The organism is Klebsiella sp. V115_8 (genome assembly GCF_029967715.1).
Lineage (GTDB): Bacteria > Pseudomonadota > Gammaproteobacteria > Enterobacterales > Enterobacteriaceae > Klebsiella > Klebsiella quasipneumoniae.
Genome location: NZ_JASCAR010000024.1, coordinates 110618 through 126140 on the forward strand (window position 1 = coordinate 110618; position 15523 = coordinate 126140).

Below are 15523 nucleotides of genomic sequence, written 5' to 3' on the forward strand. Positions count from 1 at the left end.
CCCTGAGGCTCTTTTTGGACACTTACATTCTGTTACCAGTTTTTGTGATCTTTGTTAGCAAAATAACCTCACAAAATGAAGGTGCTTCCTCCCTCTTCCGGAGTAAGTGCCGGCCCCGCGCGCCAGGGATCGCTCTCCTGGCTCAGAGACTGAAAAATCGCCTGCGGTAGTTCGCTCACCGTCTGCGGATTGCAGCTGACGACGTACCGGGTATCCGGCAGGACCGGCAGGCCATCGCTAATGCCGGCCACGCGCAAATCCGGGCTCATCATTTCGACCGGACGCGCGGTGACCCCCAGCCCGGCTTTCACTGCCGCTTTCACCCCGGAGAGCGACGAGGCGCCGTGGGCCAGATGCCAGGAGACGCGGGCAGCCTCCAGCGCGGCGATGATGTCCTCACGGAACGGGCCAGGCTCTTCGAGCAGGATCAGGGGGATCGACTCCCCTTTCGCCAGCACGTAGTCCGCCGCACAGTACCAGAGGGTAGGCGACGTTCTCAGCGTAAAAGCGGTAAAACCGGGAAGCTGATGGGTGGTTAATGCCAGATCGACCTCTCCCCCGCTCAGCATCGCCATGATGACGGCGTGGGGATGGACTTTAATCTCCAGCGTCATTCTGGGATAGAAGCAGCCGATGCGGTTTAACAGAAACGGCAGGATAGTATCAGCGGTTTCTTCCGACGCGCCGATGGTCAGTCCCCCCTGCAGACTGCCATACATCAGCGACATGCAGGCTTCATCGTTAAAGCGCAGGATTTTGCGGGCATAGCCCAGCAGCTGGATGCCCTGCTCGGTCAGCAGTTTATTGCGTCCGTGACGAGCGAAAAGCTCCTTGCCAACCAGCTGCTCCAGGCGTTGCATTTGCTGGCTGACCGCGGACTGGGTACGGCACACTGCGGCGGCGGCGGCGGCGAAGGTGTTCAAATCAGCGACGGCTACAAAGGTGCGCAGCAGATCGAGATCGAGGTTGAGTATCGGACGTGTTGTATTAATCATCTTTCTTCACTTACAGGTGGCTAACGCTGACCTGCCTTGTTGATGCTTTACGCCAGGTTTCCGGCTATTCCCTGAGCCTTGTGCTCACCGTCAGATGGCGGATAAACAACTGGACGAACGTTATTACATGCCAAAGTACTCATCTGAGCAAATGCGCAGAACACTGGAGTAATATATTGTTCGTATTCCTCATTATTATTAATTACCACGGCCAGCAAGGCGTCATACGTCGCCCCGGGAAATCGCACAGTGGTGGTGAGAAAGCCTCTCTTTCGCCGGACTTCTTTTTTGGCGAAAAACGAACAATAAAATTCTGTAATAACAATATATTAGATACCAATTCAGCCGTAAATCATACCGACTACCACTGATATTAACGGCGATATTCTAACCGATTCCCATCCTTTTTATAAGCCTTAATAAGGATTAACTGAGTTAATTTTAAATTTTTTTCAACATTTTATATAAATTAACAAACCTCAGATTATTACCTGTCAAAAATAATAATAATGCGCTTGCGCACAGCTTTTTATTAAAATTACTTAACATCAAGATTACAAATCAACCGCTATTACATTAAGGATAGCGTTTTTTGCGGCCATCCATTCTTCAGCCCCCCCGTTTACCCGACAAACAAACCAGATAAATGATGGTAAAAAAGGCACTACCTCAACATAGACGACCGAAAAAATGCCATGAAAAGGCATAAACCACAGGAAAAATCAGCAAGCAGCAGATAAATCAATTACGCTTAAAATCCTGCGTTAACAAAATCTTCTCCTGCAAAGCCTTCAAAACAGCGGGGAGGCGGAGTACATTGTTCCGTGCTGACTTCCACGGCAGGGAGTGGCGATAACAGCTAAAAGGTCAAGATTCATGTCCCCCATCGAAAAATCCAGCAAGTTAGAGAACGTCTGTTATGACATCCGCGGCCCGGTTCTGAAAGAAGCGAAACGTCTTGAAGAAGAAGGCAATAAGGTTCTGAAACTGAACATCGGCAACCCGGCGCCCTTCGGCTTCGAAGCCCCTGACGAGATCCTCGTCGACGTCATCCGCAATCTGCCTACCGCCCAGGGTTACTGCGATTCGAAAGGATTGTACTCGGCGCGTAAAGCCATCATGCAGCATTACCAGGCGCGGGGAATGCGCGATGTCACCGTGGAAGATATTTACATCGGCAACGGCGTGTCCGAACTGATTGTCCAGGCGATGCAGGCGCTGTTAAACAGCGGCGATGAGATGCTGGTTCCCGCCCCGGACTACCCGCTGTGGACGGCGGCGGTGTCCCTTTCCAGCGGTAAAGCGGTGCACTATCTGTGTGACGAATCCTCTGACTGGTTCCCGGATCTTGACGATATCCGCGCTAAAATTACGCCTCGCACCCGCGGGATCGTGATCATCAACCCCAACAACCCCACCGGCGCGGTCTATTCCAAAGAGCTGCTGCAGGAGATCGTGGAGATCGCCCGCCAGCACAACCTGATTATTTTCGCCGATGAGATCTACGACAAGATCCTCTACGACGAAGCCCAGCATCACTCGATCGCCGCTCTGGCGCCCGATCTGCTGACGGTGACCTTCAACGGACTGTCGAAAACTTACCGCGTCGCCGGCTTCCGTCAGGGCTGGATGGTGCTGAATGGCCCGAAAAAACATGCGAAAGGCTATATCGAAGGACTGGAAATGCTGGCGTCGATGCGTCTGTGCGCCAACGTGCCGGCCCAGCATGCTATCCAGACGGCGCTGGGCGGCTACCAGAGTATCAGCGAATTCATCATTCCCGGCGGGCGTCTGTATGAACAACGCAACCGCGCCTGGGAGTTGATCAACGATATTCCTGGCGTCTCCTGCATGAAGCCAAAAGGCGCGCTGTACATGTTCCCGAAAATCGACGCCAAACGCTTCAATATTCACGATGACCAGAAAATGGTGCTCGATTTCCTGCTGCAGGAGAAAGTGCTGCTGGTGCAGGGTACTGCCTTTAACTGGCCGTGGCCGGATCACGTACGCATTGTGACCCTGCCTCGCGAAGACGACCTGGAGATGGCGATCTCCCGCTTCGGCCGCTTCCTCTCCGGCTACCATCAGCTGTAATCGTGCCGCCGCCGGCATTTGCATCCGGCGGCGATCCCTGCGCACAATGGAACCCGATGTTGTCACTGATTAAGGGTTCCTATGAGTCAGAGTCATTTCTTTGCCCACCTCTCCCGTCTGAAACTGATTAACCGCTGGCCGCTGATGCGCAACGTTCGCACTGAAAATGTCTCCGAGCACAGCCTGCAGGTGGCGATGGTCGCCCACGCGCTGGCGGCGATCAAAAACCGCAAATTCGGCGGCCAGGTCAACGCCGAGCGTATCGCCTTGTTAGCGATGTACCATGACGCCTCGGAAGTCTTAACTGGCGATCTCCCTACTCCGGTGAAATATTTCAATTCGCAGATTGCCCAGGAATATAAGGCGATTGAGAAAATCGCCCAGCAGAAGCTGGTGGATATGGTGCCTGACGAGCTGCGCGATATTTTCGAACCGCTGATTGACGAGCATCACTACAGTGAGGAAGAGCAGTCGATCGTCAAACAGGCTGACGCCCTCTGCGCCTACCTGAAATGCCTCGAAGAGCTGTCGGCGGGCAACAACGAATTTCTGCTGGCCAAAGGCCGTCTGGAAAAAACGCTGGCGTCGCGGCGCAGCGCGGAGATGGATTACTTTATGCAGGTGTTTGTCCCGAGCTTCCAGCTGTCGCTGGATGAAATCAGCCAGGATTCGCCGCTGTAATTTTTCAGGCCGGGCAGCGGTCGCCCCCTACCCGGCCTGCATACCTTAAAACGGGAAGAGCACCGGGATCAGCAGGACGCAGACCACCATTACCAGCACGGTAAAGGGCACGCCAATCTTTACAAAGTCGCTGAAGGAATACTTACCCGGGCCAAGCACCAGGGTGTTGACCGGCGAGGAGACCGGGGTCATAAACGCCGCCGAAGCCGCCATCGCCACCACCATGGCAAAGGGATAGGGCGACACGCCCATCGACTTCGCCGCCGCTAAGGCAATAGGCGCCATCAGCACAGCGGTGGCCGTGTTAGAGATAAACAGGCCTATCGCCGCGCACATCACAAACAGGCAGCCGAGCATCAGATAAGGCCCCTCGCCTCCGGCAACGTCCATCAGTCCCTTGACCACCAGATCCACCCCACCGGTTTTCTGCAAGGCCAGGGCAAACGGCATCATCCCGACAATCAGAATAATGCTCGGCCAGTGGATCGCCTTGTAGGCGCTTTCGGCGTTGATGCAGCGGAATTTGCCCATCAGCAGACAGGCGATGATCGCGGCGATAGGGTTGGGGATTTCATCCGTCAGCATCAGGGCCACCATCAGCACCAGACAGAAAATCGCGTGCGGAGCCTGGCTGTGGGCCGGCGAAGCGTCATCGACCTCAACCGGCATATTGAGCACCACGAAATCCCGACCGCGCTTCGCCAGCAGGGCAATTTGCCGCCAGTTGCCGACCACCAGCAGGATATCGCCGAGCTGCAGCGGCTCATCGACCACGGAACCATCCATCGCTTTGCCATCGCGCTTCATGCCGACGATATTGAGACCAAACCGGGTGCGGAAGGCTATCTCACGCACCGTTTTGCCTATCATCTCTGAATCCGGGATCAGCGCCACCTCCGCCATCCCCACATCCAGCGCCTGATCGGCAAAATACTCGCCGCGCAGCACCATCGGCTCGAGCATTTGCTCGCCGCAGAACTGGCGCAGGTCGACATCGGAGGCGGACATATCGATCAGCAGGACGTCGCGGGCGCGAAATTCCGATACCCCGTTGACGTTAACAATCACTCGACGGAACCGCCGCCAGCGCTCAACGCCGATGACGTTGGCACAGTAGCGCTCACGCAGCTTTAAATCATCCAGCCGCTGACCGATCATCGGCGAACCGGGTCGGATCGCCAGCCGGCGGGCGCGGCCGGTGAGGTGATATTCGCGAATCAAATCGCGGAAGGTGCTTCTTTTTCGTCCATCGCGCGCGGATTCGCCATTATCCGTCTTCAGCATAAAGCGCACCGCCAGCATATAGACGATGCCCAGGATCAGCACCACCAGGCCAATCGGCGTGACGCTGAAAAAACTGAAGCCGTGCAGCCCTTCGCGCAGCAGTTCGCTGTTGACCACCAGGTTGGGCGGCGTCGCCACCAGGGTCATCATCCCGCTGATAAGCCCGGCGAAGCTCAGCGGCATCATCAGCCGCGAGGGGGAGGTATTCATCCGCGCCGAGACGCTAAGGACCACCGGAATGAAAATGGCGACCACGCCGGTGGAGCTCATAAACGCGCCCAGCCCGGCGACGGTGAGCATCAGGTAGATCAGCATTTTGGTTTCGCTGTTGCCTGCTACGCTCACCAGCCAGGCGCCCATCTTGGTGGCTACCCCGGTACGCACGAGGCCGTCGCCGATAATAAACAGGGCGGCAATCAGGATCACGTTAGGATCGCTGAACCCGGAAAAAGCTTCGGTCAGCGTCAGCGTGCCGCTGAGGACAAAGGCGACAATGACCATCAGGGCGATAGCATCCATGCGCACCTTGCCGGTAGCAAACAGCACAACCGCGATGGCCAGGAGGGATAAAACCCAAATCAATTCACCGTTCACAACGTTTCCTTGTCACAAGTGGGAGTCGACATAGTGGCATAAAAAAGCCCCGACGACGCGGGGCGAAATCATGGGTTTACGCTTTAAGACGCACATTCACCACGCCGTCGGCCTGGCGTTCAACCAGCAGATCTTCCAGGCTGCTCAGCACGAGGTCGGCTTCATCCAGACGGGGGGCATCGGCAGGCACCTTGACCGCGATGGTGCGACAGCCTGCCGTCAGCCCGGAGAGCAGCCCCGCCGGCGCATCTTCCACCACCGCGCACTCCCCGGCAGGCAGCCCCAACCGCTCGGCGCCCAGCAGATAGGCGTCCGGCGCCGGCTTGCCGTGCTTCACTTGCTCTGCGGTGACAAACACCTCCGGCATCGGCAGGCCCGCCGCGCGGTGACGCGCGTGCGCAACCGGAATCGAGCCGGAGGTGACAATCGCCCACGGGATCCCAGCCTCATTGAGCGAATTCAGCAGGGCTAACGCCCCCGGCAGGGCAACGATGCCTTCGATATCAGTGGCTTCCATCTGCTCGAGATAACGGAATTCGGCCTGGATATCCTCCTCGCTGCGACCCGGCATAAAATGGCGAATGGAGGTAATGGCCTGTTTGCCGTGAATAAAACTGAGAATTTCATCATGGTCGATGGCGAAACGATCCCCCCACTTGCACCATGAACGCTCCACCACCGGCAAGGAATCCACCAGCGTCCCGTCTAAATCGAACAGGAAACCTTTACACTGCACGGGCACCTCCCTCAGGCATTGATGATTTGGTTAATTTCGTTACTGCTCAGATGATACTGGCGCGGGCAGGCGTGCCAGACGCTCAGCATCCGCTGATATTTCTCCCACATCGGGGTCTGCGAGTTAAAGCCATGGGTGCCGGCGTCAAAGTGGCTGTAACGGCCTTCAACATTAACCATAAAGCGCACGTAGCCGAGAAAACGCGCTTCGGTGGCGGCATCAAAGCCGAGGAAGGTAACCCGACGCTCGTCGATACCCTCCGCGTCTTTCAGGTTGGTCCAGGAGACGTGTAGCGCGTGGTACATCTCCATGATGTCGATAACGGTACGGCAGGTTTCTTCCGTCAACTGGCCGAACTCGCGGTCCAGTTCACGCATCTGCAGCCCATACCCACGCTCAATGATGGTTTGCAGACGACGGTAGCGCTCCGCATTGTCCGGGTCTAGCATCGTCATCATTTTGTACTGATTGGATAAAATCAGACGCTGCGCATTGGTCATTTCCATGTTGTGACTCCTGTAGCACGGTAGGGCGTGAAATAAAGAAGGCGCATAAATCATGCGCCTTCTTTTATATGCGTTTTCCGTAGTGAATTACAAATCATCAAGGAAAGTTTTATCGAGTTGTTTGAAGGCGCGCTTAAGCGTGTCAGCCAGCGCCTGATAATCGGGCTTGCCTTCGACAGGCGCCAGCGCCTGCCCCGCCTCCTGCAGTTTGCCGCGTACTTCGTAGAACCAGTTAAGAATGGAAGGCGGCAGCGGCGTCACTGAACGTTTACCCAACCACCATAACCCCTGCATCGGCAGGCTCAATGCAAACAGCGCGGTGGCCACGGCGGGACCCAGCTGGCCGCCCAGCGCTATCTGCCAGCAGAGGGTGAAAATGGCGAGCGGCGGCATGATGCGGATGGCGTAGCGGGTGGCACGAATGATGCGGTTTTCGATAAATACCGGCGCGAGGCGCTTGTCGAGAGGCCAGGTCTTGGCGTAGTGCTGCCCGCGGTTGAACAAGCTAAAGAAGCTAACGGGGCGTTTCTCAGGGGTCGACATGGCTTTACCTCAACTTTACATATAAAACTTAAAAAATTCGTGCAAAACACCAACTATGCATGACATCGTTCAAAAGATTTTGGCAAAGGATGCCGCAATCAGGTATCCTGTGCCCGCCTGAAAGGGCGGATAGACTCTTTTGCCAGGCTAGTCAAATTATCGCATATTCTGCCATTGGCTGAAAATTATGCAAAATGGCATAAAATCAAATGTACTTATCTCATCGTGCCTGAAAACAGAACAAGGCATGATGTTAATCATAAATGTCGAGGTCATCCTGCGCTACGCTAATGACACACTGACGTTTTTTTAGCCACGTATCATAAAAAGGTACTTCCATGTCGAGTAAGTTAGTACTGGTTCTGAACTGCGGTAGCTCCTCTCTGAAATTTGCTATCCTTGACGCCGTGAACGGCGACGAATACCTGTCCGGTTTAGCGGAATGCTTCCACCTGCCGGAAGCCCGTATCAAATGGAAAATTGACGGCGGCAAACAAGAAGCCGAATTAGGCGCGGGCGCCGCGCACAGCGAAGCACTGAACTTTATCGTTAACACTATTCTGGCACAAAAACCAGAACTGTCTGCTCAGCTGACCGCAATCGGCCACCGTATCGTCCACGGCGGCGAAAAATACACCAGCTCCGTAGTCATCGACGAGTCCGTGATTCAGGGCATTAAAGACGCCGCGTCCTTCGCCCCGCTGCACAACCCGGCACACCTGATCGGCATCGCTGAAGCGCTGAAATCCTTCCCGCACCTGAAAGACAAAAACGTGGCAGTATTCGATACGGCGTTCCACCAGACCATGCCGGAAGAATCCTATCTCTACGCCCTGCCGTACAGCCTGTACAAAGAGCACGGCGTTCGTCGTTACGGCGCGCACGGCACCAGCCACTTCTACGTGACTCAGGAAGCCGCTAAGATCCTGAACAAGCCGGTTGAAGAGCTGAACATCATCACCTGCCACCTCGGCAACGGTGGTTCGGTTTCCGCTATTCGTAACGGCAAATGCGTTGACACCTCCATGGGTCTGACCCCGCTGGAAGGCCTGGTGATGGGTACCCGCTCCGGCGATATCGATCCGGCCATCATCTTCCATCTGCACGACACCCTGGGCATGAGCGTTGACGCCATCAACAAAATGCTGACCAAAGAGTCCGGCCTGCTGGGCCTGACCGAAGTCACCAGCGACTGCCGCTACGTGGAAGACAACTACCAGGAAAAAGCCGACGCTAAACGCGCGATGGACGTCTACTGCCACCGCCTGGCGAAATACATCGGCTCCTACACTGCGCTGATGGATGGCCGTCTCGACGCCGTGATCTTCACCGGTGGCATCGGTGAAAACGCCGCGATGGTGCGTGAGCTGTCGCTGGGCAAACTGGGCGTACTGGGCTTTGAAGTTGACCATGAGCGTAACCTGGCTGCCCGCTTCGGCAAGTCTGGCTTCATCAACAAAGAAGGCACCCGTCCTGCCGTGGTTATCCCGACCAACGAAGAGCTGGTCATCGCGCAAGACGCCAGCCGTCTGACCGCATAATTCCACACCGCCAGCCCTGACCCGCAATACTTCGAGCTGCAGGAAGGCGGCGACACAGCAGATCCCCGGCGCGTACAGCGCGTACGCGACCGGGGTGAGCAAGTAGAGCCAACGCACGTGCAACGTGGAGTATGACGGGTCGCTGGTGGTGCTGTTTTGTATCCCGCCTGATACTGGCGGTAACGAAAGAGGATATACCGTGTCCCGTACTATCATGTTAATTCCTACCGGTACCAGCGTAGGCCTGACCAGCGTCAGCCTCGGTGTGATCCGCGCTATGGAACGCAAAGGCGTTCGTCTGAGCGTCTTTAAACCTATCGCCCAGCCGCGCTCCGGCGGCGATGCCCCGGACCAGACCACCACCATCGTTCGCGCCAGCTCCTCCACCACCACCGCTGCTGAACCGCTGAAGATGAACCACGTTGAGTCTCTGCTCTCCAGCAATCAGAAAGATGTGCTGATGGAAGAGATCATCGCCAACTACCACGCGAACACTCAGGACGCGGAAGTAGTACTGGTGGAAGGCCTGGTGCCGACCCGTAAGCATCAGTTCGCCCAGGCGCTGAACTTTGAAATCGCCAAAACCCTGAACGCGGAAATCGTCTTCGTGATGTCGCAGGGCACCGATACGCCAGAACAGCTGAACGAGCGTATTGAACTGACCCGCAACAGCTTTGGCGGCGCGAAAAACACCAGCATCACCGGCGTTATCATCAACAAACTGAATGCGCCGGTCGACGAGCAGGGCCGTACCCGTCCTGACCTGTCAGAAATCTTCGACGACTCATCCAAAGCGAAAGTTGTGAAGATCGACCCGGCTCAGCTGCAAAACGGCAGCGCGCTGCCGGTGCTTGGCGCCGTACCGTGGAGCTTCGATCTGATCGCCACCCGCGCGATCGACATGGCCCATCACCTGAATGCGACCATCATCAATGAAGGCGACATCAACACCCGCCGCGTCAAATCCGTGACCTTCTGCGCGCGCAGCATCCCGCACATGCTGGAGCACTTCCGCGCGGGCTCGCTGCTGGTGACCTCCGCAGATCGTCCTGACGTGCTGGTTGCCGCCTGCCTGGCTGCGATGAACGGCGTGGAAATCGGCGCCATCCTGCTGACCGGCGGCTATGAAATGGACGCGCGCATCAGCAAGCTGTGCGAACGCGCCTTCGCCACCGGCCTGCCGGTATTCATGGTCAACACCAACACCTGGCAGACCTCCCTGAGCCTGCAGAGCTTCAACCTCGAAGTACCGGTTGACGATCACGAGCGCATTGAGAAAGTTCAGGAATACGTCGCCAACTACATCAACGCCGACTGGATCGAATCGCTGACCGCGACCTCCGAGCGCAGCCGTCGTCTCTCCCCGCCAGCCTTCCGCTACCAGCTGACCGAGCTGGCGCGCAAAGCCGGCAAACGCGTGGTTCTGCCGGAAGGCGACGAGCCGCGTACCGTGAAAGCCGCCGCTATCTGCGCCGAACGCGGGATCGCCACCTGTGTGCTGCTGGGTAACCCGGATGAGATCAACCGCGTTGCGGCAGCGCAGGGCGTTGAGCTGGGCGCCGGTATCGAAATCGTCGACCCGGAAGTGGTACGCGAAAGCTACGTGGCTCGCCTGGTCGAACTGCGTAAGAGCAAGGGCATGACCGAAGCGGTCGCCCGCGAGCAGCTGGAAGATAACGTGGTTCTCGGCACCCTGATGCTGGAACAAGACGAAGTCGACGGCCTGGTGTCCGGCGCGGTACACACCACCGCCAACACCATTCGTCCGCCGCTGCAGCTGATCAAAACCGCACCGGGCAGCTCGCTGGTCTCTTCGGTGTTCTTCATGCTGCTGCCGGAACAGGTTTACGTTTACGGCGACTGCGCGATCAACCCGGATCCGACCGCAGAGCAGCTGGCGGAAATCGCGATTCAGTCTGCTGACTCCGCGATTGCCTTCGGCATCGAACCGCGCGTGGCGATGCTCTCCTACTCCACCGGTACTTCCGGCGCGGGTAGCGATGTAGAAAAAGTCCGCGAAGCGACCCGCCTGGCGCAGGAAAAACGTCCTGACCTGATGATCGACGGTCCGCTGCAGTATGACGCCGCGGTGATGGCTGACGTCGCGAAATCCAAAGCGCCGAACTCGCCGGTAGCTGGCCGCGCGACCGTGTTCATCTTCCCGGATCTGAACACCGGTAACACCACTTACAAAGCGGTACAGCGCTCTGCCGACCTGATCTCCATCGGGCCGATGCTGCAGGGTATGCGCAAGCCGGTCAACGATCTGTCTCGTGGCGCGCTGGTAGACGATATCGTCTACACCATCGCACTGACCGCGATCCAGTCAGCTCAGCAGCAGAAGTAATCGCTCGCTGAGAGAAAAGCAAAAGGCAGCCAGATGGCTGCCTTTTTTTGTCAGGAGGCGAACAGCGTTTGCTGCCACGCGTTCGCGCGATTATTCGCGCTCGCTCTCTTCCGCGTCATCATACTCGTTACCGGCGTTGCGGGTCATCCACAGCGCCAGCGCTTTCAGGGAGTCGGGCGTGAACTCATCGCAGCGGGCGGTGATCTCTTCCGGCGTTAACCAGCACACCTCGCTTACCTCTTCTTCCTGCAGGGCAAACGGCCCGTGGGAAACGCAGCTGAACAGGCTTCCCCAGACGCGGCAGAATTTATCTTCGTAGTAGAACTGGCCGTGATCGGCGAACGGCACCCCGGCGATGCCTAACTCCTCTTCCGCCTCGCGGCGGGCCGACTCCAGCAATTGCTCATCAGCCTGCACGACGCCGCCGGCGGTGGCATCCAGCATGCCCGGATGAAAGTCTTTTGTCTCGGTGCGTCGCTGCACCAGAATTTTCCCCATTCCGTCGTGAACGACGATATAGGTCGCCCGGTGGCGCAGGCACTGCGCGCGCATCTGCTCGCGGCTGGACTGTGCTATCACCTCATTGTTTTCATTAACAATATCGACCCATTCTGTGCTTGCCAAATGATTCTGTTCCGCCATCAGGAAACCTTACTTTAAAAGCGCTCTTGCGGCGCGTCTTTATGATTGAGGGCTAAATTACGGGTAAACTGCGACCTCTGCAATAACCTGATTATCATTGAGTGCTAAAACCTGCAGACGCCCCTCATCCAGTAGCCCATAGCTGGCGGAATATCCCCCTTTCGGGATACTCACTGAGCCTGGATTAAACAGAGAGATCGCCCCGCCTTTTTCAGCAACCGGAATATGAGTATGGCCATACGCCAGGACATCGCCAGCGGCAAGTGGCGGCAAATTGTCCGGGCTGTAAAGATGACCGTGGGTCAGAAACAGGCGATAGCCTTCGCCAAGCACCTGCTGCCAGGGTGCGGTCATGGGAAAACGAAGCAGCATTTGATCCACTTCGCTGTCGCAGTTACCGCGGACGGCAATGATGCGCTCCGCCACGCTGTTCAGCCGCTCGGCCACCTCCGCCGGCGCATAGCCTTCCGGCAACGCGTTGCGCGGTCCGTGATTAAGCACATCGCCGAGGATGATCAGCCACCTGGCGCCACTTTGCGCGAAACGTTCAAGCACGCGTTCCGTGGCGGGCAGCGAACCATGAATATCGGAGGCAAACATCAGCTTCATAGGTTCCATCTCCACTGGTTACGATGCCTCTATGATAGCGGAAGCGCAGCGGGTTATCAGCCTCCGCGTTTGGCGGAAAGCGCCACGTAACGCTGGATTGAGGCACGCTGCCACTGGAACGCCGCATAATCCGCCAGCGCCTCCGGCACCTCATCGCCATTGAGAACAAGACGATTGAGCATCAGCGCCAGGTCGGCGTCGGCTATAGACCATTCGCCGAATAAATTTTGCCCGCCGTGGGCCAGCAGTGTGGTCGCGGTGGCAAACAGTTTTTCCGCCGATCGCTTGCCTGCCTCGCTGAGCGCCGGCATTTTCACTCCGCCAAACACCACGGCGGTGGATCGCTCTTCACGAATGGGCACCAGATCGCTGCGCAGCCAGGCCTGGATCTGCCGGGCGCGGGCCCGCTTTTGCAGATCGTGTGGATAAAGGCGCTCCCACTCAGGCGGCGCGAAACGCTCATCCAGATATTCGGTAATCGCCGAAGACTCGCTCAGCGCGAAATCGTCAACCTCCAGCAGCGGTACGCGACGGGTGGCGGTATAGCCCGTCCAGCCGGCCTGCAGATGTTCGCCGCGGTTCAGGTCGATGGTTTTAAGGCTAAAAGGCAGGCTCTTTTCCTGCAGCGCGACATAGACAGACATCACGTACGGTGAGAAAAAATCGGCATCGGACCACAGGGTAATCACAGGCTGGCTCATAGCTTCCTCAGGGTTGGTAGACAGGGCAATAAACCAACATAGCCTGTCTTACAGGCGATGTCACTGCTCGCCCGCTGCGTGGCTGGCGACAGACCGACGCGCCGCTCGCGGATTTTCTCCCGGGTCGCGCAGCTTCACCTATACTCGATCAGTTTGCGACCCACGACGGCGGGAAATATTATGATCGATCTCTACTATGCGCCCACCCCAAACGGCCACAAAATCACCCTCTTTCTCGAAGAGGCGCAGCTGGCCTATCGGCTAATCCGGGTCGATATCGGTAAAGGGGAGCAGTTTCATCCGCAGTTTCTGGCGATTTCGCCGAATAACAAAATTCCGGCTATCGTCGACCACATGCCTGCTGACGGCGGCGCGCCGTTGAGCGTCTTTGAGTCCGGCGCCATTCTGCTCTATCTGGCGGAAAAAAGCGGCAAGCTGCTGAGCGGGGAGCTGCGGGCGCGCTATACCACCCTGCAGTGGCTGTTCTGGCAGGTCGGCGGCCTGGGACCGATGCTGGGGCAAAATCAGCATTTTTCCCACTCAGCGCCGCAAACCGTGCCCTACGCGATTGAGCGTTTTCAGGTGGAAACCCAGCGACTCTACGGGGTACTGAATCACCGCCTGGGATCCAGCCCGTGGCTGGGCGGGGACCACTACAGCATCGCCGACATCGCCGCCTGGCCCTGGGTGAACTGCCATGTCCGCCAGCGGATCGATCTGGCGAACTATCCGGCGGTGCATAACTGGTATGAGCGCATTAAGCAGCGGCCGGCGACGGTGGAAGCGATGCTAAAAATTCAGTCTTATTAACCCCCTGCTCGCCCGTCGCGCTTTGTTGTATGATTGCAGGACTTACACCACGGAGGAAGCCTGCAATGTCTCAACCAGACGCCATTATTCGTATTAAGAACCTGCGCCTGCGGACTTTTATTGGTATTAAAGAGGAAGAGATCGCCAACCGCCAGGACGTGGTGGTGAATGTGGCCATTCACTACCCTGCCGATAAAGCGCGCGACAGCGAGGACATTAATGATGCGTTGAACTACCGCACCATTACCAAACGCATCATCAGCCATCTTGAGAATGGTCGTTTTTCACTGCTGGAAAAATTAACTCAGGATGTGCTGAATATCGCATGCGAACATCACTGGGTCACATATGCTGAAGTGGAGATCGATAAACTTCACGCGCTGCGCTATGCCGACTCGGTATCCATGACCATGAGCTGGCGGCGCTAACCATGTCAGGGAGGTGGTATGAAGATCCTGCTTACTGGTGGTACCGGCCTGATTGGCCGACATCTGATACCCAGATTGCTGGAGCTCGGGCATAGCGTCACGGTCTCCACCCGGCATCCGGATACCGCCCGCGCCCGTCTCGATCCGCGCGTCACGCTGTGGCGCGATTTCGAGGGCCATCACCACCTCAATGACATCGATGCCGTCATCAATCTGGCGGGCGAGCCCATCGCCGATAAACGCTGGACCGCCGAACAGAAACACCGCTTATGCCATAGTCGCTGGGATCTCACTCAGCGGTTGGTGGGCCTGATCCACGCCAGCGACACCCCTCCCTCCGTGCTGATCAGCGGGTCAGCCACCGGCTATTACGGCGACCTCGGCGAAGTGGTGGTGACCGAAGAAGAGCCGCCGCACAATGAGTTTACCCATAAGCTCTGCGCCCGCTGGGAGCAAATTGCCTGCGAAGCGCAAAGCGAGCGCACTCGCGTCTGTCTGCTGCGCACCGGCGTGGTACTGGCGCCGCGGGGCGGTATTCTCGGCAAAATGACCCCAGCCTTTAAGCTCGGCCTCGGCGGGCCTATCGGCAGCGGCAGACAGTACCTGGCCTGGATCCATATCGACGATATGGTTAACGGCATTCTGTGGCTGCTGGATAACGATCTGCGCGGCCCGTTCAATATGGTTTCGCCCTATCCCGTGCATAACGAGCAGTTCGCCCACGCGCTGGGTCATGCGCTCAATCGACCGGCGATTTTCCGCGTCCCCGCCGCCGCCATCCGCCTGCTGATGGGCGAATCGGCCGTCCTGGTGCTCGGCGGTCAGCGCGCGCTGCCTAAGCGGCTGGAAGCCGCCGGCTTCGCCTTCCGCTGGTACGATCTCGACGAAGCGCTAAAGGATGTGCTGAGTTAATGGCTGACACGGGGGAGCATTGGCTCCCCTGATTCCATTCTGCTGGCTAATGCCCCACGCCAGGATGGTCTCAGCCTGGCGCTGCAGCGTCGCCCTATCC

General features: G+C 57.3%; 16 protein-coding genes. 7 read left to right on the forward strand and 9 right to left on the reverse strand.

The genetic code is table 11. From position 1 onward, the window contains the following. Positions 1 to 68: 68 nt before the first annotated feature. The gene (locus tag QLG03_RS09190) at positions 69 to 995 is read right to left on the reverse strand and encodes a LysR family transcriptional regulator (protein ID WP_032453594.1); all 927 of its coding nucleotides are present in this window, start codon (positions 993 to 995) and stop codon (positions 69 to 71) included. Positions 996 to 1871: 876 nt separating this feature from the next. On the opposite strand from QLG03_RS09190, the gene alaA reads away from it, so the two are divergent. Beyond that, the gene (gene alaA, locus QLG03_RS09195) at positions 1872 to 3089 is read left to right on the forward strand and encodes an alanine transaminase AlaA (protein ID WP_004201748.1); all 1218 of its coding nucleotides are present in this window, start codon (positions 1872 to 1874) and stop codon (positions 3087 to 3089) included. Positions 3090 to 3170: 81 nt separating this feature from the next. Next, a complete protein-coding gene (gene yfbR / locus QLG03_RS09200) occupies positions 3171 to 3770 on the forward strand; it encodes a 5'-deoxynucleotidase (protein ID WP_002913188.1) in 600 nt (199 codons plus the stop codon). Positions 3771 to 3815: 45 nt separating this feature from the next. Here yfbR and QLG03_RS09205 read toward each other — a convergent pair whose 3' ends face one another. The 4 genes from QLG03_RS09205 to yfbV all read right to left on the reverse strand — a co-directional run bounded on the left by QLG03_RS09205 (position 3816) and on the right by yfbV (position 7433). Then, positions 3816 to 5648: an SLC13 family permease gene (locus QLG03_RS09205; protein ID WP_044524269.1), complete on the reverse strand. Its 1833-nt coding sequence runs from the start codon at positions 5646 to 5648 to the stop codon at positions 3816 to 3818. A 76-nt stretch (positions 5649 to 5724) separates the two neighbouring features. Further along, positions 5725 to 6384, reverse strand: a complete 660-nt coding sequence (locus tag QLG03_RS09210; RefSeq protein WP_023290514.1) for a sugar phosphatase — start codon at positions 6382 to 6384, stop codon at positions 5725 to 5727. Between the two features lie 11 nt (positions 6385 to 6395). Beyond that, complete coding sequence (locus tag QLG03_RS09215; RefSeq protein WP_023290515.1) at positions 6396 to 6890, reverse strand: YfbU family protein; 495 nt, start codon at positions 6888 to 6890, stop codon at positions 6396 to 6398. Positions 6891 to 6977: 87 nt separating this feature from the next. Next, complete coding sequence (gene yfbV / locus QLG03_RS09220) at positions 6978 to 7433, reverse strand: terminus macrodomain insulation protein YfbV (protein ID WP_048297932.1); 456 nt, start codon at positions 7431 to 7433, stop codon at positions 6978 to 6980. A gap of 338 nt (positions 7434 to 7771) precedes the next feature. Between yfbV and ackA the strand changes: the two genes are divergently transcribed. Together ackA and pta are read left to right on the forward strand one after the other, a co-directional pair. Beyond that, on the forward strand, positions 7772 to 8974 hold the full coding sequence (gene ackA / locus QLG03_RS09225) for an acetate kinase (RefSeq protein ID WP_008803940.1): 1203 nt from the start codon (positions 7772 to 7774) through the stop codon (positions 8972 to 8974). 199 nt (positions 8975 to 9173) lie between these two features. After that, complete coding sequence (gene pta / locus QLG03_RS09230) at positions 9174 to 11321, forward strand: phosphate acetyltransferase (protein ID WP_032453599.1); 2148 nt, start codon at positions 9174 to 9176, stop codon at positions 11319 to 11321. A 90-nt stretch (positions 11322 to 11411) separates the two neighbouring features. On the opposite strand, the gene yfcD is transcribed toward pta, so the two are convergent. Genes yfcD through yfcF form a run of 3 tightly spaced genes read right to left on the reverse strand, consistent with a single transcriptional unit; the run spans position 11412 to position 13273 of the window. Continuing rightward, positions 11412 to 11963 carry an NUDIX hydrolase YfcD gene (gene yfcD / locus QLG03_RS09235; protein ID WP_002913197.1) on the reverse strand — a complete coding sequence of 184 codons (552 nt, stop codon included), beginning with the start codon at positions 11961 to 11963 and terminating at the stop codon, positions 11412 to 11414. A gap of 57 nt (positions 11964 to 12020) precedes the next feature. After that, positions 12021 to 12572, reverse strand: coding sequence for a phosphodiesterase (gene yfcE / locus QLG03_RS09240; RefSeq protein ID WP_282473620.1), 552 nt, complete (start codon positions 12570 to 12572; stop codon positions 12021 to 12023). Positions 12573 to 12628: 56 nt separating this feature from the next. Beyond that, positions 12629 to 13273: a glutathione transferase gene (gene yfcF / locus QLG03_RS09245; protein WP_048336248.1), complete on the reverse strand. Its 645-nt coding sequence runs from the start codon at positions 13271 to 13273 to the stop codon at positions 12629 to 12631. Between the two features lie 180 nt (positions 13274 to 13453). Here yfcF and yfcG point away from each other — a divergent pair, with 180 nt between their 5' ends. The 3 genes from yfcG (at position 13454) to QLG03_RS09260 (ending at position 15423) form a co-directional block, all read left to right on the forward strand. Then, positions 13454 to 14083, forward strand: coding sequence for a GSH-dependent disulfide bond oxidoreductase (yfcG, locus tag QLG03_RS09250; protein ID WP_023290519.1), 630 nt, complete (start codon positions 13454 to 13456; stop codon positions 14081 to 14083). A 65-nt stretch (positions 14084 to 14148) separates the two neighbouring features. Further along, positions 14149 to 14511: a dihydroneopterin triphosphate 2'-epimerase gene (folX, locus tag QLG03_RS09255; RefSeq protein ID WP_002913200.1), complete on the forward strand. Its 363-nt coding sequence runs from the start codon at positions 14149 to 14151 to the stop codon at positions 14509 to 14511. 18 nt (positions 14512 to 14529) lie between these two features. Then, positions 14530 to 15423 carry a TIGR01777 family oxidoreductase gene (locus QLG03_RS09260; RefSeq protein WP_255988986.1) on the forward strand — a complete coding sequence of 298 codons (894 nt, stop codon included), beginning with the start codon at positions 14530 to 14532 and terminating at the stop codon, positions 15421 to 15423. On the opposite strand, the gene QLG03_RS09265 is transcribed toward QLG03_RS09260, so the two are convergent. Beyond that, positions 15403 to 15510: a hypothetical protein gene (locus QLG03_RS09265; RefSeq protein ID WP_032429195.1), complete on the reverse strand. Its 108-nt coding sequence runs from the start codon at positions 15508 to 15510 to the stop codon at positions 15403 to 15405. The genes QLG03_RS09260 and QLG03_RS09265 overlap by 21 nt on opposite strands. Between the last annotated feature and the right edge of the window lie 13 nt (positions 15511 to 15523).

Coding starts and splice junctions, on each gene's coding strand:
- QLG03_RS09190 (WP_032453594.1), bottom strand. CDS start 995: ATGATTAATACAACACGTCCGATACTCAACCTCGATCTCGATCTGCTG.
- alaA (WP_004201748.1), top strand. CDS start 1,872: ATGTCCCCCATCGAAAAATCCAGCAAGTTAGAGAACGTCTGTTATGAC.
- yfbR (WP_002913188.1), top strand. CDS start 3,171: ATGAGTCAGAGTCATTTCTTTGCCCACCTCTCCCGTCTGAAACTGATT.
- QLG03_RS09215 (WP_023290515.1), bottom strand. CDS start 6,890: ATGGAAATGACCAATGCGCAGCGTCTGATTTTATCCAATCAGTACAAA.
- yfbV (WP_048297932.1), bottom strand. CDS start 7,433: ATGTCGACCCCTGAGAAACGCCCCGTTAGCTTCTTTAGCTTGTTCAAC.
- ackA (WP_008803940.1), top strand. CDS start 7,772: ATGTCGAGTAAGTTAGTACTGGTTCTGAACTGCGGTAGCTCCTCTCTG.
- yfcD (WP_002913197.1), bottom strand. CDS start 11,963: ATGGCGGAACAGAATCATTTGGCAAGCACAGAATGGGTCGATATTGTT.
- yfcE (WP_282473620.1), bottom strand. CDS start 12,572: ATGAAGCTGATGTTTGCCTCCGATATTCATGGTTCGCTGCCCGCCACG.
- yfcF (WP_048336248.1), bottom strand. CDS start 13,273: ATGAGCCAGCCTGTGATTACCCTGTGGTCCGATGCCGATTTTTTCTCA.
- yfcG (WP_023290519.1), top strand. CDS start 13,454: ATGATCGATCTCTACTATGCGCCCACCCCAAACGGCCACAAAATCACC.
- folX (WP_002913200.1), top strand. CDS start 14,149: ATGTCTCAACCAGACGCCATTATTCGTATTAAGAACCTGCGCCTGCGG.
- QLG03_RS09260 (WP_255988986.1), top strand. CDS start 14,530: ATGAAGATCCTGCTTACTGGTGGTACCGGCCTGATTGGCCGACATCTG.